This is a genomic window from Hymenobacter sp. BRD67 (assembly GCF_013256425.1).
Taxonomy (GTDB): Bacteria; Bacteroidota; Bacteroidia; order Cytophagales; family Hymenobacteraceae; genus Hymenobacter.
On record NZ_CP053904.1, the window covers coordinates 3955082 to 3974107 of the forward strand.

The 19026-nt window shown below is 59.3% G+C and carries 20 protein-coding genes and 1 pseudogene; 16 read left to right on the plus strand and 5 right to left on the minus strand.

The window, feature by feature from the left end:
• Positions 1 to 42 precede the first annotated feature (42 nt).
• From GKZ67_RS18475 to GKZ67_RS18530, 12 genes are all read left to right on the plus strand, one after another.
• A complete protein-coding gene (locus tag GKZ67_RS18475; RefSeq protein ID WP_173245336.1) occupies positions 43 to 363 on the plus strand; it encodes a nucleotidyltransferase domain-containing protein in 321 nt (106 codons plus the stop codon).
• Positions 353 to 763, plus strand: coding sequence for a HEPN domain-containing protein (locus GKZ67_RS18480; protein WP_217278623.1), 411 nt, complete (start codon positions 353 to 355; stop codon positions 761 to 763). The genes GKZ67_RS18475 and GKZ67_RS18480 overlap by 11 nt, the downstream gene beginning before the upstream one ends.
• 34 nt (positions 764 to 797) lie before the next feature.
• Entirely contained in the window at positions 798 to 2447 is a 1650-nt protein-coding gene (gene odhB / locus GKZ67_RS18485; RefSeq protein ID WP_173245339.1) for a 2-oxoglutarate dehydrogenase complex dihydrolipoyllysine-residue succinyltransferase, read from the plus strand.
• Positions 2448 to 2639: 192 nt separating this feature from the next.
• Positions 2640 to 3350, plus strand: a complete 711-nt coding sequence (locus tag GKZ67_RS18490) for a Crp/Fnr family transcriptional regulator (protein ID WP_173245342.1) — start codon at positions 2640 to 2642, stop codon at positions 3348 to 3350.
• A gap of 495 nt (positions 3351 to 3845) precedes the next feature.
• Positions 3846 to 4241, plus strand: a complete 396-nt coding sequence (locus GKZ67_RS18495; protein ID WP_173245346.1) for a hypothetical protein — start codon at positions 3846 to 3848, stop codon at positions 4239 to 4241.
• Between the two features lie 80 nt (positions 4242 to 4321).
• Positions 4322 to 5008 carry a carboxypeptidase-like regulatory domain-containing protein gene (locus tag GKZ67_RS18500; protein WP_173245349.1) on the plus strand — a complete coding sequence of 229 codons (687 nt, stop codon included), beginning with the start codon at positions 4322 to 4324 and terminating at the stop codon, positions 5006 to 5008.
• Positions 5009 to 5169: 161 nt separating this feature from the next.
• Positions 5170 to 5550 (plus strand): hypothetical protein, encoded by a 381-nt coding sequence (locus tag GKZ67_RS18505; RefSeq protein ID WP_173245352.1) that lies wholly within the window; start codon positions 5170 to 5172, stop codon positions 5548 to 5550.
• Positions 5551 to 5679: 129 nt separating this feature from the next.
• Positions 5680 to 6198: a DUF4126 family protein gene (locus GKZ67_RS18510; RefSeq protein WP_173245355.1), complete on the plus strand. Its 519-nt coding sequence runs from the start codon at positions 5680 to 5682 to the stop codon at positions 6196 to 6198.
• 104 nt (positions 6199 to 6302) lie between these two features.
• Positions 6303 to 7709 (plus strand): dihydrolipoyl dehydrogenase, encoded by a 1407-nt coding sequence (gene lpdA, locus GKZ67_RS18515; protein ID WP_173245358.1) that lies wholly within the window; start codon positions 6303 to 6305, stop codon positions 7707 to 7709.
• A 137-nt stretch (positions 7710 to 7846) separates the two neighbouring features.
• Positions 7847 to 8230 (plus strand): HEPN domain-containing protein, encoded by a 384-nt coding sequence (locus GKZ67_RS18520; RefSeq protein ID WP_254244929.1) that lies wholly within the window; start codon positions 7847 to 7849, stop codon positions 8228 to 8230.
• A gap of 1274 nt (positions 8231 to 9504) precedes the next feature.
• Complete coding sequence (locus GKZ67_RS18525) at positions 9505 to 9813, plus strand: hypothetical protein (RefSeq protein ID WP_173245365.1); 309 nt, start codon at positions 9505 to 9507, stop codon at positions 9811 to 9813.
• An 87-nt stretch (positions 9814 to 9900) separates the two neighbouring features.
• On the plus strand, positions 9901 to 10176 hold the full coding sequence (locus tag GKZ67_RS18530) for a hypothetical protein (RefSeq protein ID WP_173245368.1): 276 nt from the start codon (positions 9901 to 9903) through the stop codon (positions 10174 to 10176).
• A gap of 174 nt (positions 10177 to 10350) precedes the next feature.
• On the opposite strand, the gene GKZ67_RS18535 is transcribed toward GKZ67_RS18530, so the two are convergent.
• Complete coding sequence (locus GKZ67_RS18535) at positions 10351 to 10809, minus strand: cold-shock protein (RefSeq protein WP_151086800.1); 459 nt, start codon at positions 10807 to 10809, stop codon at positions 10351 to 10353.
• A 111-nt stretch (positions 10810 to 10920) separates the two neighbouring features.
• The gene (locus GKZ67_RS18540; RefSeq protein ID WP_254244930.1) at positions 10921 to 11535 is read right to left on the minus strand and encodes a pseudouridine synthase; all 615 of its coding nucleotides are present in this window, start codon (positions 11533 to 11535) and stop codon (positions 10921 to 10923) included.
• Between the two features lie 119 nt (positions 11536 to 11654).
• Between GKZ67_RS18540 and GKZ67_RS18545 the strand changes: the two genes are divergently transcribed.
• From GKZ67_RS18545 to GKZ67_RS18560, 4 genes and pseudogenes are all read left to right on the plus strand, one after another.
• Positions 11655 to 12524, plus strand: a complete 870-nt coding sequence (locus tag GKZ67_RS18545; RefSeq protein WP_173245371.1) for an SDR family oxidoreductase — start codon at positions 11655 to 11657, stop codon at positions 12522 to 12524.
• A 125-nt stretch (positions 12525 to 12649) separates the two neighbouring features.
• Positions 12650 to 13327, plus strand: a complete 678-nt coding sequence (locus GKZ67_RS18550) for a hypothetical protein (protein WP_173245374.1) — start codon at positions 12650 to 12652, stop codon at positions 13325 to 13327.
• 129 nt (positions 13328 to 13456) lie between these two features.
• Complete coding sequence (locus tag GKZ67_RS18555; protein ID WP_254244931.1) at positions 13457 to 14944, plus strand: aldehyde dehydrogenase family protein; 1488 nt, start codon at positions 13457 to 13459, stop codon at positions 14942 to 14944.
• Between the two features lie 133 nt (positions 14945 to 15077).
• A pseudogene (locus GKZ67_RS18560) lies at positions 15078 to 15799 on the plus strand (SDR family oxidoreductase).
• A 157-nt stretch (positions 15800 to 15956) separates the two neighbouring features.
• Here GKZ67_RS18560 and GKZ67_RS18565 read toward each other — a convergent pair.
• From GKZ67_RS18565 to GKZ67_RS18575, 3 genes are all read right to left on the minus strand, one after another.
• A complete protein-coding gene (locus GKZ67_RS18565) occupies positions 15957 to 16370 on the minus strand; it encodes a hypothetical protein (protein ID WP_173245377.1) in 414 nt (137 codons plus the stop codon).
• Positions 16371 to 16425: 55 nt separating this feature from the next.
• Positions 16426 to 16782, minus strand: coding sequence for a hypothetical protein (locus GKZ67_RS18570; protein ID WP_173245379.1), 357 nt, complete (start codon positions 16780 to 16782; stop codon positions 16426 to 16428).
• Between the two features lie 232 nt (positions 16783 to 17014).
• A complete protein-coding gene (locus GKZ67_RS18575; RefSeq protein ID WP_173245382.1) occupies positions 17015 to 19009 on the minus strand; it encodes a GMC family oxidoreductase in 1995 nt (664 codons plus the stop codon).
• Between the last annotated feature and the right edge of the window lie 17 nt (positions 19010 to 19026).

Consider the following 19026-nt stretch of genomic DNA (forward strand, 5'->3'; position numbering starts at 1 on the left):
GCGTGTCCCCGAAATCAGTTAAATCAGTTAAATCTGCGGTCCATGATAACCGAAGAGCAAATCCAAGTCGTGGTGCGCCGCATCGTCGAAGGCTACGCGCCAGACAGGATTATCCTGTTCGGCTCGTATGCCTACGGCGAGCCGACGGAGCATAGCGACCTGGATTTGCTCATTATCAAGGAGAAAGCGGAGGCGAAGCGAGCGGAGCGAGCTATTGCGGTTCGGCAGCTACTATGGTATGCCGATGTGCCGCCGATGGACATTCTGATTCGTACACCCGCCGAGATGGAGCGGGCGGCTGGCATATTTCAATCGGTAGAAACCATTGCCGAGCAACAAGGCCGGTTACTATATGCAGCCTAGTACGCCCGAACAAAAACGCGTAGCCATGTCGCTGCTCACCGCAGACCGCGACATGGGCATGGCAGACACCCTCCTGCAAAACGGCCCACAGTATTACGAAGGTATCGGCTTTCATTGCCAACAGGCAGTTGAAAAGTATCTCAAAGCGGCGCTGGTAGCTTCAGGCTTGCCGGCTCCCTTTACCCACGACCTTACCCGCTTGCTTGTGTCGCTGGAGCAGGTAGGTATAGGGCGCTTTACGCCCCAAGACCTCGCTGATGCTGTGACGCTCAATGAATTTGCCGTGGAGCTGCGCTACGAGACCGACGACGCGCCTAGCCATTCCTCGGCCGACCTGCTGGCGATGGCTGACCGCTTTCGTGCTAAGCTGCGCCCGCTGGCGCAAGCATTTTTAACTTAATTTACCTAGACGCTCAATCTTCCACCCGTTGCTCATGCCCACCGAAATCAAAATCCCCGCCGTCGGCGAATCCATCACCGAAGTCACCATTGCCAAGTGGCTCAAGAAAGACGGCGAGGCCGTGAAGCGCGACGAAGTTATCGCCGAACTGGAGTCGGACAAGGCCACGTTTGAGCTGCCCGCCGAGGCCGATGGCACGCTTAAGATTCGCGTGGCCGAGGGCGAGACAATTGGTATCGGTACGGTCATCGCCGAGCTAGACGGCGCGGCGGCCGCCAACGGCCAGGCGGCCCCGGCGCCCGCCTCGTCCGCCGCTACGGCGGCCGACCCACTGAACAAAGGCGAGGAAAATGCCCAGGCCAGCGACCAGGCCGGCTACGGCGGTACACCCGCCGACCGCGCCGATAGCAGCCCGGCCACGCCCGGCGCCCCCACTGGCAGCGGTGGCACGGTAGAGATGAAAATCCCCGCCGTAGGCGAATCCATCACCGAAGTAACGGTAGCCAAGTGGCTGAAGCCCGACGGCGCCCAGGTAAGCCGCGACGAGGTAATTGCCGAGCTGGAATCGGACAAAGCCACCTTCGAGCTGCCCGCTGAGGGCACCGGTACGCTGCGCCACGCCGTGAAGGAAGGCGAAACTATCGGCATCGGCACCATCATTGCCCGCATTGAAGGCGGTAGCGGCGCGGCCAGCGCTGCGCCGGCTCCGGCGGCCAGTGCCCCAGCCGCTCCAGCCCCGGCTGCCGCGCTGGCTACTGGCGGCGGAGCCAGCACCTACGCCACGGGCGTGCCCTCGCCGGCTGCCGGCAAAATCCTGGGCGAGAAAGGTATCAGCCCGGCCGACGTAGCCGGCTCGGGCCGCGACGGCCGTATCACGAAGGAAGACGCCCAGAACGCCCAGGCTAAGCCGGCTGCCGCACCGGCTCCGGCGGCTACGCCCGCCCCGGCTGCCAGCCAGTCGGTGCCGGTTGCCCCGGCCGGTGAGCGCGGCCAGCGCCGTGAACGCATGAGCAATCTGCGCAAAACCGTAGCCCGTCGCCTCGTGTCGGTAAAGAACGAGACGGCCATGCTCACCACCTTCAATGAAGTGAACATGCAGCCTATCATGGACCTGCGTACCAAATTCAAGGATAAGTTCAAGGAGAAAAACGGCGTGGGCCTGGGCTTTATGTCGTTCTTCACCAAGGCGGTGTGCGTGGCCTTGCAGGAGTGGCCGGCCGTGAACGCCTACATCGACGGCGGCGACATCGTGTACTCCGACTTCTGCGACATCAGCATTGCCGTCTCGGCCCCCAAGGGCCTCGTGGTGCCAGTGATTCGCAACGCCGAGAAGCTGAGCTTCGACGGGATTGAGAAGGAAGTGGTGCGGCTGGCCGGCCTGGCCCGCGACAACAAGCTCACCATTGAGCAGATGACGGGTGGTACGTTCACCATCACCAACGGCGGCATCTTCGGCTCGATGCTGAGCACCCCGATTATCAACGCGCCGCAGTCGGCCATTCTGGGCATGCACAACATCATTCAGCGCCCGGTGGCCGAAAATGGCCAAGTAGTAATCCGCCCCATGATGTACCTGGCCCTGAGCTACGACCACCGCGTGATTGACGGTCGTGAGTCGGTTTCGTTCCTAGTGCGCGTCAAGGAACTGCTTGAAGACCCTACCCGCCTGCTACTCGGTGTTTAATCCATAAAAAATATGATTTTATAAAGGTCGTCCCAAATGGGCGACCTTTTTTCATAAATAAGCTTATTTGTAATCATCTGATTAACAGGGCTAAAAACTAAAAAATTACTAACCACTACGCATTTATACGTAGTGGGAATTCGCGCCCAAGTAGTAATTTTGAGAGAAACGGTGTTTGAATAGCCGCGCAGCATGACTCGTTTTATCTCCCCTACTTGCCATTCGTGCCCTAGCCGCCAAAGCCCGTTGCTTGGCTGCTGCCTGTCGGAGGAGCTGGATTTTATCACCACCACTAAATCGTCGCAGCTCTACCAGAAGGGCCAGACCATTTACCAGCAGGGGAGCCCGGCGCTGGGCATGTACTGCATACACCAGGGCAAGGCAAAGGTGAGCAAAGTGGGCGGCGATGGCAAGGAGCACATTACCCAGTTGGTGCAACACGGCGACGTGATGGGCTTTCAGGCGCTGCTGGCGGGCGGTGCCTACGCTACGTCGGCTGTGGCGCTCGAAGAGTCCATTGTCTGCTTCGTACCCCGGCCCGACGTGCTACGGCTTATTCAATCCAACCGGCAGTTTTCCAATACCCTGCTCCAGCTGCTGGCCGCCCGCCTCGGCGAAGCCCAAGAGCGTATGCTGCGGCTAGCCTACAAGCCTGTGCGCGAGCGCCTGGCCGAAGCCCTGCTGCTAGTACAGCGCACCTTCGATTCGGTAGCCGCGCCCACCGAGCCGTTTACGCTGGCTTTCTCGCGCGAAGACCTGGCCGCGCTGGTCGGTACGGCCAAGGAAACCGTGAGCCGGCTGCTTACCGACTACAAGGACGCGGGCATCATCGCCACGCGTGGCAGCCAGATAATGATTTTGGATTCGGCACGCCTGCTCGCTATCTCTACCCGCTACGACTGAGCGGCGGGCACTGCCACGCTATTCCTGCCCACGCCCGGCTTTCTGCCCGGCGTGGGCTTTTTAGTGCGCGGTAGCCAGCGCAAGCACGCAGGCTAGCGGAGAGACTAGCAAAAGAAGATATAAAAGCTCAAGGCTTAAAAATTTATAAAAATTATCCTATTACTTAGCCGGCTGCTAGCCACGGGGCTTGACGTAAATCACGCCAAAAAATGACGGTTGTCATTTTTGAGGCCTCGGCCAGATGATAGCTTTGTAACAACAAGTCAGCTCATTTAGATAGTTAAAAGCTAACAAGTGAATTTTGGTGGCACCTGAGTTGTGTTTTAGTTGAAATAGATTTTATCCTATTTAAAATTTTGGCAGTAGAGCTAATTTAGGGCGTGCCTGACCCGGTTGGTCAGGCCGACTCCGGCGGGACGCTTACTGCCCGCATGTTATGAATATTCCTTTTTTGCGCTACCTGCCTGGCCTGGGTAGCCCCCCATCCGGCAGATAGTGGCGGCGGGGGGCGCCCCGGCTGCGCCAGCCACGGCGGCCCTGCGCTACCTGCTGGCCGAGCTGCCCGAACTGCTGCTGGCCGCAGTACTTGACCTCTCCACCGGCCAGCTGCTGGCTACCTACGCGGCCGAGCGGGCCTATCAGCCCAGCGTGCTGGCTGCTCCGATAGCGGCCGTCGTGCGGCAGGCCCAGCTGCTGCGGCAGGCCCAGCTGCTGCGGCAGGCCCAGCCCAGCGAGGCTTTGCAGGAAGTGCTGCTAACCCTAGCCAGCCAGCTGCACCTGGTACGGCTGCGGGAAGATGGCCAGCAGGCGCTGTTTCTGGCCATTGGCAGCCACGATACCAACCTGGCGCTGGCACGCCAACTTGCTGAACACGCTGCTAGCCTGCTGTAGGTAGTTTTTTGCTTTTTGATGGCGCTTCGCTGGTCGGCGGGTCGTTTAGTGTTTCACCTTATTTCCCCACCTTTTTTCGTATGAAGCTCACGGCTACTCCCTTCGACCCGCAAACTGGCGAGCTCCTGCCTGTGTACCGAGATGCCTACCTGCGCGGCGACCTCGCCCGCACCTCGGCCAAGGCTGTAGAGGCCTACCTGCACCGCGATGCCGACCAGGCCTACACCACCGTCACGCGCTGGCACCAGCTGCAGGCCGATGATGCCCCGGCGGCTCCCAGCTGGGTGCAGCAGCAGCTCACCTTCATCCGCGAACAGCCCCAGCGGTTTCGCCGGCGCGCGCTGAGCCTCGTAACGGTTGGCGCTCTGCTGGCCGGCGTGAGCATGGCTGCCACCAACCGCCCCAACAACGTGCTGCCCCTGACCAAGCTGCCCGTAGCCGGCACCCTGCCCGCCGTGGCTAACCTCGAGCTAGCGCCGGCCGCCGCCACGGCCGCCCGCACGGTGCTCGTGCACGGCCGTATTCTTAACGAGAAAGGGCAGCCGCTGGCCGGAGCCACCGTGCTGCGCAAGGGCACGGCCCACGGCACCAGCACCGACGCCCAAGGCAACTACTCGCTACGCCTGCCGGCCGATGCCGCCGCCACCCTCCAGTATGGCTACGGGGGCTACACCGAGCAGGAGGTAGCCGCCACCACGGCCGGAGCCGGCGCCACCGTTACGCTTCAGCCCAAGGCGCCCAAGCGCCGCCACTGGCTGTTTTTCTAAGTGCCACATTTAGTGGGTGCCGCCTAGCGCCCTTTCGCCGAAGTGAAAGCGAAAACCTATCGTAAGCTAGTTGCCCGCAAACTCCAGGAAGATGCTCTGAAAGAGCAAGAATCTTTACGCCAATCCAATACTTTCTCTATTACCCCCCTCCCTCCGCCAACATGGCATACTCTAAGAATAGCCCCGCCGGGCAAGCAATTGACGCAATTATTACTGACCTACCCAGCCTGATGGCCGTGGCCGTGGTGGATGTACAGTCGGGCATGGCCTTGGCCTCGCACTCCAATACGCCCAGCATCAACCCCGAAACGGCGGCGGCCTACAATACGGAGGTGGTAAAGCAAAAGCAGAAGGCCATGGCCGCGCTCAAGCTGCAAGGCGAAACGATTGAGGACATCCTCATCACGCTCACCAACCAGCTGCACCTGCTCAAGCTCAATCCGGGTGGGACCAAGTTTATCTACCTCGTGGTGAACTCGCGCGATACCAACCTGGCCATCGCCCGGGAGGTACTCCGCTCGCACGCGGCTAGCATCAACTAACTCCCTCGACAGCTTTGCTTACTTGCGTAAAGCCCGGCCGCTCAGCGGCCGGGCTTTTGCGTGCGCGGCAGGTGGCCGTTTTGACTAGCTTTTCGTTAGAATCGAAAATTCTCACCGATTCTCTTTTCCATGCAATCCAAGAAGCCTTCCTCGCGGGCCGCCTCGCGCCCAGCTAAGTTCTGGCCCGCGCTGGGCCTGGCCGCCCTCACCGGCGCCCGAGCCACCACCGGCCCCATGTTTCTGGCCGACTACCTCTCGCACCGCGTCCTGGCCCCTGGCATGGCCAGCTCGCCCCTGCGCTTTCTGGCCCGGCCCGGCGTAGCCAGCGTGTTAAAGCTACTGACGGCCGGGGAGCTCGTCGGCGACAAGCTGCCCACTACCGAAGACCGCATTGTGCCCCAGCAGCTTTCGACACGGGCTGCTTCGGGCGCGCTGGTGGGCGCTACCTGGTACAAGAGCCAGGGCGGCAGCGCCCTGAAAGGCGCGCTGGTGGGTGGCCTGGGAGCCGTGGCCGCTACCTTCCTCACCTATTACCTGCGTAAGAATATCAGCGAAAAAACCGGCCTCAACACCTCCACGGTGGGCGCGGGCGAAGACGCCCTGGTGCTAGCCGGCGGCGTAGCCCTCACGCCGCGCCCCCAGGACTAGGCTGCCAGTGTCAAAAAGCGCGGGCCCCGGAAGCTGGCGGCCCCTGGGTCCACGTATCTTTGTGGGGTTGGCTGCGGGCCGGCATTCACCTGTTTTTTGTGAGTATGAATCAGTACGATGTGACCGTCATTGGCTCGGGCCCCGGTGGCTATGTAGCCGCCATTCGCTGCGCTCAGCTAGGCCTGAAAACGGCGCTTATTGAAAAGTATCCGACCCTGGGCGGCACCTGCCTCAACGTGGGCTGCATTCCTAGTAAGGCCCTGCTCGACTCCAGCGAGCACTACCACAACGCTCATTCGGTGTTTGCCGAGCATGGCATCGGGCTGGAAAACCTGACGGTGGACATGAACCGCATGATTGACCGCAAGGCTGGTGTAGTGAAGGCCAACGTCGATGGCATCGCTTACCTGATGAAAAAGAACAAAATCGACGTGCTGCAAGGCGTCGGCTCGTTCGTCGATAAAAGCCACATCAGCATCGCGCCCACCCAGGGCGGTGAGGCTCAGCAGATTGAAACCAAAAACGTCATCATTGCCACCGGCTCCAAGCCCACGGTGCTGCCGTTCATCCAGCAGGACAAGCAGCGCATTATCACCAGCACCGAGGCCCTAAACATTCGCGAAGTGCCCAAGCACCTGATTGTAATTGGCGGCGGCGTAATCGGCCTCGAAATGGCCTCCGTCTACGCCCGCCTCGGCGCCAAAGTGTCGGTGGTGGAGTTCATGGATTCACTTATTCCGACTATGGACCGCGGCCTGGGCAAGGAGTTGAAGCGCGTGCTGGGCAAAATCGGCATCGAGTTTTTCCTGAGCCACAAGGTAACCGGCGCCACCCGCGAAGGCGACAGCGTAACCGTAACCGCCCTCAATCCGAAAGGGGAGGAGGTAAGGTTTGAGGGAGACTACTGCCTGGTAGCCGTGGGCCGCGTGCCCTACACCGCTGGCCTCAACCTCGAAGCCGCCGGCGTGGCTATGGAAGAGCGCGGCCGCATCAAGGTCGATGAGCATTTGCAGACCAACGTGCCCGGAATATATGCTATTGGCGATGTAATCCGGGGAGCCATGCTGGCCCACAAGGCCGAGGAAGAAGGCGTGTTCGTGGCCGAAACCATCGTGGGCCAGAAGCCGCACATCAACTACCTGCTAATTCCCGGCGTGGTGTACACCTGGCCCGAAGTGGCCGGCGTAGGCTACACCGAAGAGCAGCTCAAGGAGCAGGGCAAGGCCTATAAAGTGGGCTCTTTCCCCTTCAAAGCCAGCGGCCGGGCCCGCGCCAGCGGCGACACCGACGGCTTCGTGAAGGTGCTGGCCGACAAGACCACCGATGAAATCCTGGGCGTCCACATGATTGGCCCGCGCATCGCCGACCTCATCGCCGAAGCCGTGACCGCCATGGAGTTCCGCGCCTCCGCCGAGGACGTGGCCCGCATGAGCCACTCGCACCCCACCTACGCCGAGGCCATGAAAGAAGCTTGTTTGGCCGCCACGGAAAATCGGGCGATTCATATGTAAGCTGTTGCTGAATATATTGAAGCGGCCGAAGCTCTCGTAGCTTCGGCCGCTTTGCGTTACTTTACTTTATAACCAAGCACGACCATATTCAGTACTGGAAGGAAACGGCGAAAGAAGACTGGTTGACGATACAGGACTTGTTCAATACCGGTCGCTATGTCCAGTGCCTGTTCTGGGCGCATCTGGTAGTTGAAAAGCTCAGCAAAGCGCATTGGGTGCAGGATAATGTGGACGACTATCCACCGTGCATCTATAACATCGTGCGACTCTGGCAGAATACTACCTTACAACCAACGGGCGCCCAGGAAAAAGTCGCGCTCGACCTCAACCAATTCCAGCTGGAGGGGCGCTATCCAGACTATTCCCGCACGCTGGTCAAGCACGTCGATATCGAGCCGCCTACCTTCTCGCCCGCGCAGTTCACCGATTGGAACCCTTTCGTGCAGGAAATCAAGCGCATCGGTATCGTCATCGGCGAGTGGGAGCCGGTTGCCACACACAATGGCATTATTCGCCTCTAGCTGCCCCGGGGCCAAAACAAAGGGAGTGCCGGAGTGCTATGTATTTCAACTCTTTTAGTTGCTAAGCGCTTTATTCATCTTGCTAACCCATAACCTTTGCGTTACTTGGTTTTGCCCATGTTCGGTCTGAATATCGTATTGTTTTCCAGCATAAGTAGCAAATCTAGCCGCTGCTCTAATAAGATGTATTAATGAATCTGTGGAATTACCCCAGCTGTAGCGTAATTTATTTGTAAGCCCCCTTCTACTTAACTCGTAAAGGTCAAAATGAATTTGCTCATGTTGAAGAAGTAAGGAGTCACTAGTTTTACCTTGGTTTACACACGGTTTTTTCCAGGAATTTTTTGTATCCATGTAAGATACAACAATAGCGGGCGGATAGTTGAAGGCTTTATTAACTCTCCACTTTAATCCTGAAGAAGTTAAAGCAGCATAAAGTGAATCGTTGTCTTTTGCAGGTATTCCCTAAAATCAGACCAGTTTAATTTTCTCCACTCAATTTCTGAGCTGCGCCAATATTGATAAATACTTTCGTCGGGCGTGAAAAATAGAAAAATATTAATTACCGATATGGTTAGAATGGAAAAATTTTTATGAATTTTATATGACTTATAATTCTTTATCCAATAAAAAAGGCAGCCACCTATTAATAATAAGTGTAGAAACAGGTTGTAGTAGGTGTAATAAAATTTAACATCGACGTAAAAAGAGAGCGTCGCTAATAGCGTTGCAAAGCCAGCGTCTATTATTCTTTTGCTAAAAAGAAGTGTGAGCGCTTGAATCAGGAAAATAATTCCGAAAAAAGCAGGCGTTAAAATTAATGCGCTATCCATGAATTAACAACTAGGATTTATTGGCTACTAAGAAGTCAAATGTATTACTGGTAGGAGCATGTACATTTTAAAGCAGTGCGAGTTGAGACAGCAGTTGGTCGAGTACCAAGACAACTCTTTCAGCGTAGGCTGGACAGGAGCCGTGGAAGTAGCCCTGCGCCTCGGCAGTAGTAAGTAAAATCAGGAGTGACTACAGTCGATAACGGCGACGCAGTCACTGGGTCACTCCTGCTTTTAGGTATTGCATCCAGTAGCAAGAATGCTTTTAGTATTCTTGCAACGGCTATTTTGTTTGTGGGCCAATAATATGATTTGCGCCGACGGAAACCTTCCGGGCTTGCCTTGCGAATACCCTGGTCCATTGGCAGCGCGGCGCGGCCAGACTTCGCTATGGCATTTCCACTGGAGTTTATCGTCCACCAAGTTTTGAGCTATACCCTGATGCCTAAAGACAAAAAGAAGCACTCGAAAAAAGACGAGCTGTCGCAGGATATGATGGATGCTGCGGCGCAGTCGATTAAGAAATTCCGCAAGGTTACCAGGCAAATCGGCAAGCTGAGTACGGGCCAGAAGATAGTGGGCGGACTGGCCTTAGTGGCCGCGGGCCTCACCTACCTGTCGCAACAGGAAGGCGACGAGACTAAGACTGCCCAGTCGCCGCCCGCCACCCTGACTGAGCCCGAGGAGGAGAGCCCAATAAAGCCAACCCCGAAGCACCCACACCGCCGTAAAAAGGTCGGCGGCGAGTAGGGTTAGCTAGTGCCACCCGCCGGCTTTGCCGATACTGCTGCTAGAGTTGTACTCAATACGTAACAAGCCATTTACGCGCAATTTGCTATGAAAAAGGATAAGAAAAGGAAAGCCGCCAAGAAAAAGCAGTCACTGCTCGGAGGGGCCGCCAAGTCGCTCAAGAAACTAAGTAAAGGCACCGCCACCGGCGTTGGCAGGCTGAGCACTACCCAAAAAATTGTGACCGGAGTCGCCCTCGGGGCACTGGGCATCAGCTACCTGATGAAGCAGTTGAGTAAAGGCAAAGCCGCTGTTACGGCCGATGATGTGGAAGTAGCCGAGCACCACCTGGCTTCGCTAGGCGAAGAGGCGGACGCAGGCTAAAGCGTTGCTGGTACCGGCCAGGCACGCTTATAACATATGGAATATCATATGTATTGACTCGTATTTGCCTCGCCGGGCTAGCAACTCCGTTAACGAGTTGCTACCTACTAAAAAGCGGCCCCGATTCTTGAATCGGGGCCGCTTTTTAGTAGGTGGTCTAAGCGCAAGCTGCGTTTAGGCGCTCATTTTCACGCGCACGGCGGTCGGTCCTTTCTGGCCGGGCTCCACCTCAAACGTTACTTTATTGCCTTCCAGCAGCTGCAAGCCGTTGAGGGCGTTGGCATGCACAAAAATGCTTTCCTGGCTCGCTGCGTCCTTGATAAAGCCGTAGCCCTTCGAGTTGTTGAAGAACGTGACGGTGCCGGTGCGGACAACGTCTTCCGGCTCGCGGTCTTCCTGCTTGGGCACATTCACCAGAATGTCCTCCACATTGATTTCCTTCTTTTTACGGGTCGGGTCAGGCGGGGTCGAGGTAATGTTGCCGTTTTCGTCCACGTAGGCAAACATCTCTTCGAGGCTCGAGTCCTTCTTGTTGGCCTGGCGCTCTTCGCGGCGCTCAGCCTTTTCCTGCTGCTTTTTCTGCCGCTTCTTCTCGTTTTCTTTCTTACTGAAACTTTCTTGCGCTCTGGCCATAGGGGGTAATGAGGATTTCGGTTGCTGGGCGGCATGAAACTACTGCCAATATAGGGAGCAACAGACTATGTTAGAACCACCTCGCACCGGAATAAGTCCCGAAATTACTCGTTAATTTTTGAAAAAACCCGCAACCTCCCGGCTGGCGCCCGGCGCAAGGTCGCCGAGCAGGGTTTCGCCTACCCGCACGCGCACCAGCCGCAGCGTTGGGAAGCCCACGGCGGCGGTCATTTTGCGTACCTGCCGGTACTTGCCTTCGGTGAGAACAATACTCACCCAGCTGGTGGGGCCGTGGCGGTCATCGCGGATGCGCCGGGCGCGCGGCGGCAGGTCGGGGGCGGTTGGCAACAGGCGCGCCTGCCCCGGCAGCGTGCGGTAAGGCTGGCCGTGAAGGCTGATATCGACGCCGTTGCGCAGCCGCTCTATGGCTTCGGGCGTGAGCTGGCCATCGACCTGGGCGTAGTATTCTTTCTCGATGTGACGGCTGCGCACCTGCTCGCTCACGCGGCCATCGGTGGTGAGCAGCAGCAGGCCTTCACTGTCTTCATCGAGCCGGCCGATGGCCATGGTGCCGGGCGGAAAGTTGCCCAGCTCGCCCAAAAAGTGCTTCTTTTTCACTTCCTTGGCAAACTCGCTGGTAAACTGGCTAAGGTAGCCGTAGGGCTTGTGCAGTAAAAAGTGGCGGTGAGGCAGCTCGGCAGCGCTGGGCAGCAGTAGTTCGGACACGGGTAAGCAGGAAAAGGCCGTCGCAAAGAACCGGCTTTTTAGTCAACAGTCCCGCTGGCCGGTAACCCGCGTAGCACCCGGCCGTTAAGTTACTTTTCACTAAAGCACTTAGGTATAGCATGTCTGACAAGCCCTCACTATTTCCGCCCCAGCACCAGGATGCCGGGGCTGGTCATCCCGGCCTCGAATACAAGATGACGCCCGAGCCCGAGCATATTCGGGCCGGTTATAAGGGAGCCGACAAGCTGCAGGGCAAAGCGGCGCTTATCACGGGTGGCGACTCGGGTATCGGGCGGGCCGTGGCGGTGCATTTTGCCCGCGAAGGAGCCGACGTGGCTATCGTGTACACGCCCGGTGAGCAGCAGGATGCTGAAAAAACCCAGCAGCTGGTGCAGGCCGAAGGCCGCCGCTGCCTGCTGCTGCCCGGCAACCTCAAGCAGCCCGCTTTTTGCGACGAAGTAGTGACGCGGACCGTAACCGAATATGGAAAGTTGGATATATTGGTCAATAATGCCGCCGAGCAAAACTGGTACGACTCGCTCGAAGAAATTACGGATGACGAGCTGGACAGCATTTTCAACCTCAACATCATTGCCATGTTCCGCATTACGCGGGCCGCGCTCAAGCATCTGAAGGAGGGCGCGGCCATCATCAATACTACTTCGGTGAATGCCTACAAAGGCAACGAACAGCTCGTTGACTATACCTCCACCAAGGGTGCTATCGAAGGCTTCACGCGGGCCTTGTCGCTACAGCTCATCAAGAAGGGAATACGGGTAAACTCGGTCGCGCCGGGGCCTATCTGGACGCCGTTCGTAACGGGTACGGGGCTGCTCAAGCTGCCGGTGTTTGGCCACGACGTGCCGATGGGCCGCGCCGGCCAGCCTTCCGAGGTGGCCCCCGCCTATGTATTTCTGGCTTCGGAAGATGCCTCTTACTTTTCGGGCCAGACACTGCACCCCAACGGCGGCTCAGTGGTAAACGGGTAAGCAGCCCGGCACTACCCGATGATTGATTGCCAGCGCTTTGTATAAGGGCTGGCAACATCGTTTCCCAGGAGCGCGTATGAGGTGCCAGGTGCTGAAAAAACCGCACTGTATTTCGTGCTAAACCAATGAACTCCAACCTTCTTTTACTGGCCGCGGCCGCTTCTTTCGCCTTTGCTTCCTGCACGCAGGAAAAGAAAACCGAAACCACCGACACCACGGCCGTGCCCGGTAGCGCCACCCAAACCACTACCACCACGACGACTACCGTTGACACCACTGCCTACCGCGCCAGCGCCGACCAGCTGGCCGACCGCGTAGCGGCCGACCTGCGCACGAGCGATGCGGCCGCCAAAGCCCGCTTGCAGCAGATTTATTACAACCGGGGCCGTGCCCTGCGCGACATTGACAGCCGCTACATTGCCGACACTACGGGCCGCTATGCGGCCGTGAAAGCTGCCAACGACCGCACCACTACCGAGGTAAAAACCGTGGTAACCGACCCCACCGCCTACCGCACGTACACCGACAACCAGGGCAACTATTACGCTGGTCCTTATACTACTACTGCCACCACTACTACCACCACAACCACTACTGCCCGCCCCGTAGCGCATACCAGCGTGGGCCAGGGCTCGGGTGTAAAAAAGGTGGAGAACAAAGACGATAGCCACAAGGTGAAGTACGAGAACGGCGCCAAAATCAAGCGCCACGACGACGGCTCGGTGAAAATCAAGGAAGCTAATGGCACCAAGATTATCATCGACAAGAATGGCCACCGCACGGTGAAGAAAAGTATTCTGTAAGCCAGACGCTTTGCTATACAAAAGCCCGCTTCCTGACAGAGGCGGGCTTTTATATGCGCGTGGCTTGCGGCGGACAGCTTGGGTACGTACCTTTCAGCTTTCCGGCCGGCCCGGCCCACTGCCGGGCCTGTGCCCGCAGCCGGCTTTGGTATGATGCCCGCTGGCACCCTGACTACCAACGCGCTAGCTTCTGAGTCGGCTGAGTCGGCGCCCAACCGGTTTGCCGCAGCGTTTGCCGCCCTGCGGGCGCAGGCCCCTGCTTTGCGGGCCGCCGATGTGAGCGCTCGCCGCCAGCGCCTGGGCCGGCTGGCCGACTGGCTGTTGGCGCATCGCAAGGATATTCAAAATGCCTTATACTCCGACTTTAAAAAGCCGCCCGAGGAAGCCGACCTTACCGAAATCTGGCCTTCGCTGACGGAGGTTCGGCACACCAGCCAGCAGCTGAAAAAATGGCTGGCTCCGCAGGCTGTGGGCACGCCCATGGCCTTATTGGGTACGCGGGGCTGGGTGCAGGTAGAGCCGAAGGGCGTAGTGCTCATTATTGCGCCCTGGAACTATCCGTTTTACTTGGCCATCGACCCGCTGGTGTCGGCCATCGCGGCCGGCAACGCGGTAGTAATCAAGCCTGCCGAGCAAACGCCCGCTACCTCGGCGCTGCTGCGCCGGCTGTGCGAAGAGTTGTTTCTGCCCAACGAGGTGCTGGTGCTGGAAGGCGGCAAGGAAGTAGCTGCCGAACTGCTGCGCCTGCCCTGGAATCATATTTTCTTTACCGGCTCGCCGCAGATTGGGAAGATTGTGATGCGCGCCGCTGCCGAGCATTTGAGCGGCGTAACACTGGAGCTGGGCGGCAAAAGCCCGGCCATTGTGGATGAAACCGCCAACCTGCGCGATGCGGCCGAAAAAATAGTTTGGGGGAAGTTTCTCAATGCCGGCCAGACCTGCGTGGCCCCCGACTACCTGCTGGTGCAGGAAAATGTGCAGGCTAAGTTGCTGCTGGAGATGCAGCAGGTTATCAGGCGCTACTATGGCCCTGACAACGAGGCTGTGAAAGCCTCGAAGTCGTTTGCCCGCATCGTTAATGCCCATCATTTTGCCCGCCTAGCCGCGTTGCTCGAAGATGCCGAAACCCGCGGGGCCACCGTGGCCCAGGGCGGCAGCGTAGACGAGCGCGAGTGCTATATTGAGCCTACTATTCTTACCGAAGTGCCAGCCGGCGCGGCCATTCTGGAAGAGGAGATATTCGGCCCGCTGCTGCCCATGCTCACCTTTCGTAGCCTGGCCGAGGCGGCCGCGTATGTCAACGCCCGGCTGCCGCCGCTGGCGCAGTACGTATTCACGACCAGCGGCCCCAATCGGCGCTACCTGCTCGATAGTATCGCGGCCGGGGGGGCGGCAGTAAATGAGACGATTATCCAGCTCGCCCACCCCGATTTGCCGTTTGGCGGCGTCGGCAACAGCGGCCTGGGTAAAGCGCACGGGCACGCGGGGTTTCTGGCGTTCAGCAACGAAAAAGCCGTATTGCGGCAGCGCGTGGGCTTTACAGGCATCAAGCAGTTTTATCCGCCCTATACTTCGCGGGTACGGCAATTATTGGGCCTGCTGCTCAGGTATTTATAAAGCCACTACGCCGAAGCGGCTGCGGCCTGTCGGCGTCACTTTCGCGGGCCGCCGGTATCTTGCCCCTATGAGTTTTGCTAAGCAGGTAGTTTGGATAACGGGCGCTTCATCGGGTATCGGCGAGGCAATAGCCATGGAGCTGGCGGGGCAGGGTGCCCGGCTGGTGCTTTCGGCCCGCAAGGAGGTGGAGCTACGCCGCGTGCAGGCCGCCTGTGCCCCGGCCGAAGTGCTGGTGCTACCTCTCGACCTTAGTGAGCCCGCGGTCTTTGAAGCCGCGGTAGCAACGGTGTGGGCCCATTACTGCCGGCTCGATGTGCTGGTGCACGCGGGGGCATTAGCCAGCGGGCGCTGGCGCTGGAAACTACCCTGGCCGTAGACCGCCGCCTGATGGAGGTAAACTATTTTGGCACGGTAGGGTTGACTAAAGCCGTGTTGCCCCGACTACTGGCACAAAACACTGGGCAAGTAGTAGTTATCAGTAGCCTGGTGGGCAAATTTGGTACGCCTTACCGGAGTGCCTACGCGGCTTCCAAGCACGCGCTGCATGGCTTTTTCGACTCGCTGCGCGCCGAGTTGGCCGGCACGGGCATCACGATTACCCTTATCTGCCCGGGCTTTATTCATACCAACGTGTCGGTAAATGCGCTGGCCGGTAACGGTGAGCCCCTGGGCACTATGGACGCGGCTACGGCCGGCGGCATGGCCCCGGCTGAGTTTGCCCGTCGTGCCGTGCGAGCCATCAGGCAAGGTGTAAGCGAAATCAATATCGGCGGCCGCGAAACCTACGGAGTGGTAATAAAGCGCTGGCTGCCAAAGGTATTTGAAAAGATGCTCCCGAAAGCGCGGGTGCGGTAAGGCGGGAAGTTGCGTAACACGAAGGGACGAAAAGAAGCAAGCTGGGCACTTTCTCGCCCTCAATAGGTGCGGGATAGCAATAAATATGGTAACCGAAAATGATGGCTCTAGCTTGCTGCGAAGAGTATAGCACTTTCTAAGCTAGTGCCCCAACAACTTAATGATGCAGCATTTCGGCCTGAATCTGGGTCTGCTTGGCCTTTAGCTGCTGATAAGCCGCCGGGCCGAGAATCTGGCGCAGCTGCTTGTCGGACGACGCATTGATGTGGGCCAGGGCGGCGTTGAGCTGGGGCGACTGGGCCGGGTACTGCTTGCGGGCGGCATTCACCTGCTCCACCGTGGCAGCCAATACCTGGCGCACTTTGGTAGTCTGGTCGGGGCGCAGGTGCAGCACGGTTGTCATGGCATCGGCGAGGTCGCGGGCGGCTGTGGGCGGCGTGGGCGAGTCGGTCGTGCGTACGGGCTCGGTTACGGCAGCCGGGGTATCGTGGTGGCGGTGAAAGATAGCGCAGCTGGCGGTGGCAAGCAGGGTGATAGCCAGCAATGGCCGTAGCGCGGAAAAAAAATACATAGTGCGAGAGCCTGCCGGCAGATGGAGCATGGCCTTCAGTACGCAAAATGAGCGCTTAAGGTCGGGCGGCGGCTGGCTGCGACCACTGATGCCGCAGCTGGCGCTTTATTTTGCCGAAGCGGTGCTGCAGCTTGCGCTGTTCATAGCTGGAAGGCAACAGGCTATCGAGCCGCGCCTCACTCGTCTGCTCGGCTTGCCGGAGCGCCTCGCGCCGTGGCCGGCCGGTGAGCTTTCGGGCTGCCTCCCGGCGCATGTGCTCCTGCATCAATATGCTGTGCAGCCGGGTCCGGCGACGTTCGCCCAAGCCTTGCAAAAAACCGTGCACCCCACCGCCACAACTACCAAAAACCAGCACCGCTACGAGCCCCAGCAAAAGCAGGCGGCTCCGGGTAAAGTAGGCGTAGGCTTTCATAAGAAAGTGCTGGGTGAAGGCAGTCTAATTATTGGGTAATGAGCTGATAATAAAGATATTAATGAAGTGTATGAAAGAGCGCTGCGGTGGGCGGGCTGCCGGCTCACGAATTCCCTTCTTAAACAGCTCTAATAGCGGCAAAAGAAAGGGAGAGCATGTACGAAGCGTTTCGTAATATATACGACACGTTTCGTACTTCGCTCGGAAAGCGGTTTCAACCCAAAATAGCGCCTTATTTCAGACCCTGCGCGGTATAGTGCGCCAGCGCCATAATGGTAAGCATTGGGTTAACACCGCTGCACGCCGGAAAGGCCGAGCCATCGGCTACGTACAGGCCTCGCACCTCAACCGTTTCGCCGGTGGGTCGCAGCGGGTGCGTAGCTGTCTGCCCGCCGAGGCGGCAGGTACTCATTTGGTGGGCGCTATATAGCCCGAACCTGTTGGGCTGCCAGCTCAGCCTGGGCAGTCGGGCTAGGAGCTCCGGGTTGTGGAGCAGGCCCTCGGTGGCGTGCAGCGTAGGCAGGGTGCCGTGGGGCAGGTAAATAGTGTGTGCCCCGGCCGCCACGTGGATTTCGGCGGCGGCTTGCACCCCGGTCAGCATATTGCTGCGGTCGAAGTCTGACAGCTGATAATCAATGAGTGGCTTGCCCTGCTTATCGATGCGCACCCGTCCGCCGTCGCGGTCGCGGGTGAGCACGATGAAGGAGCCCAGATGGTCGGCAGCGCTCATCATCTGGCGGTGCTGCGCGCCGCTCTGCCAGGGCAGCACCATCGCCAGCAGGCCCGGATGCGTGGGCGGTGTTTCGAGCTTAACGCCGAAGCTGGTGCCGTGCAAGCGCGTAAAGGTGTCGTTGACCACGCTCATGCTCGGGCCGTGCCACGAGTGCATGGCTTGCGGGTAGTGCGCGGCCACCGCCACCGTAGGATGCAGGTGCAGGTGCTGCCCCAGGTGCGGGTGCCGCAGCCCCGAGCGCAGCAGCAGCGCGGGCGTCTGAATGGCCCCGCCCGCCACCACTACCCGCCGGGCCCGCACCGTAATGCGCACCAGCCGGCCGCCGGCCGCTGTATGCACGGCCTCGGCCCCGGTAGCCTGGCCCGCCACAATGGTTACCCGCTCTACCCGCGTATCGGGCAGCAGGCGGGCGCCGTGCTCGGCGGCCGTGCGCAGGTAGGTAGTCAGGGTGCCCTGCTTGAGGCCGTAGGCATCGCCCAGCGTAGAGTAGCCGAGGGCTTTGAAGTGCGCCTCCGAGTCATCAAGGCCCTTTTCATTGCGTGGAATAAGCTTGGTAGCCTGCCCCAGTCGGGCCGAGCCATCGAGCAGCGCCTGGTTCTGGCCGTTGTGGCGCGGGTAGTCGGTATTCACGCTCAGTGCCTGGGCCACGGCATCAAGACTTTGGCCAAACTCGGGGCTGATGAACTGCGGGGCCGCGTGCTCGGTGGCCCATTCTTCGAGCACGTAGTCGGGGGTGCGAAACGCGCCGGCCCAGTTAACGGTGGTGCCGCCACCCAGGCAGGCCCCGGCCAGAATGCCCACGCTGCCATCGCGGGTGGTGAGGGCGCCCCGGCTGTCGTAGAGGCTGCCCAGCATATCTACTTCGCGCTGCGTAAAGTCGCGGCCGTGGTAGTAGGGGCCGGCTTCCAGCACCAGCACCTCGTGGCCGGCCTGGGCCAGCTCGCCGGCCACCACGCCGCCCCCGGCTCCGGACCCAATCACCAGCACATCGCAGTCGTAAGTTGTATCAACAGTAGGGGCCAGGGGCTTAAGCGGGCGCTCAGACAGCACGGGCGGGCCGCTATCGGGCGGCAGCGCCGGGCCGGGGTAACCCAGCGCCGCCCAGGCCGGGTTGAGCGAGCCATCGGCCGGACTACCGCCGTAGTATAAAAACGTGCAGAGCTTGCGCAACGCATGGAAGCCTTTGCGCAGCAGCGGCAGGCGCGAGGCGGCCCAGCTTTGCAGCAGCTGCTCGCGCTGCGTCAGGCTCAGCGCCCGGAAGGGCCGCAACGGTCCCCACCACGAAAGGCCTGCTATGGGTTGGTTCAGTAAATCAAGCAGTTGCCCAAACTCAGCCTGCGCGCCCAGGGGCTGCGCCCCGATGGCAGCCGTCAGCTTGGCGAGGTCTACCAGCTCCGAGCCCGGCGGCGGGCCGTCGGTACCTGGTCCGGCCGGAATAAAAGAGTCGGCCACAGCGCGCAGCGTGGCGGCGCGGGCAGGCGTGAGCGTAAACATGGCAGGTAGGATAAGCG